Here is a 1,033-nt window from a genome sequence, read left to right on the forward strand (position 1 = left end):
GGAAGTGTGATATCGCCAGTTACGTCCGTTGTACGGAAGTAGAACTGTGGACGGTAGCCTTTGAAGAAAGGAGTATGACGGCCGCCTTCATCTTTAGAAAGAACGTATACTTCTGACTCAAATTTAGTGTGTGGGTTGATTGAACCTTTAGCAGCAAGTACTTGGCCACGTTCAACGTCATCACGCTTAGTACCACGTAGAAGTGCACCAACGTTCTCACCTGCACGACCTTCGTCAAGCAGTTTACGGAACATTTCAACACCAGTACATGTAGAAAGTGTAGTTTCTTTGATACCAACGATTTCTACTTCGTCACCTACACGTAGAATACCACGTTCGATACGACCAGTAACAACAGTACCACGACCTTGAATTGAGAATACATCTTCAATTGGAAGTAGGAAAGGCATGTCTACAGCACGCTCTGGAAGTGGAATGTAAGTATCAAGAGCTGTTGCTAGCTCAATGATCTTGTCTTCCCACTCTTTTTCGCCGTTTAGAGCGCCAAGAGCTGAACCTTGGATTACTGGTAAATCATCACCTGGGTAATCGTATTCAGAAAGAAGTTCACGAACTTCCATTTCTACTAGCTCAAGAAGCTCTTCATCATCAACCATGTCACATTTGTTCATGAATACAACGATGAAAGGAATACCAACTTGACGACCAAGTAGGATGTGCTCACGTGTTTGTGGCATTGGACCATCAGTTGCAGCAACAACTAGGATACCACCATCCATTTGAGCAGCACCAGTGATCATGTTTTTAACATAATCGGCGTGTCCAGGACAGTCAACGTGTGCGTAGTGACGCTCAGGTGTATCGTACTCAACGTGAGAAGTTGAGATTGTGATACCACGCTCGCGCTCTTCAGGAGCGTTATCGATTGATGCGAAATCTTTAGCTACACCGCCGTAGATTTTTGCAAGTGTAGTACAGATAGCAGCTGTTAGAGTTGTTTTACCGTGGTCAACGTGGCCGATAGTACCAACGTTTACGTGCGGTTTCGTACGTTCAAATTTTTCTTTAGACA

1 protein-coding gene is annotated in these 1,033 nt (G+C 44.4%); it reads right to left on the reverse strand.

From position 1 onward, the window contains the following. Positions 1–1,033, reverse strand: a 1,033-nt coding sequence (tuf, locus tag F8B77_RS17300) for an elongation factor Tu (RefSeq protein WP_151656897.1), incomplete at both ends; no start/stop codon positions are given.

Source organism: Aliivibrio finisterrensis, from assembly GCF_008933155.1.
In the GTDB taxonomy this organism is placed as follows: domain Bacteria; phylum Pseudomonadota; class Gammaproteobacteria; order Enterobacterales; family Vibrionaceae; genus Aliivibrio; species Aliivibrio finisterrensis.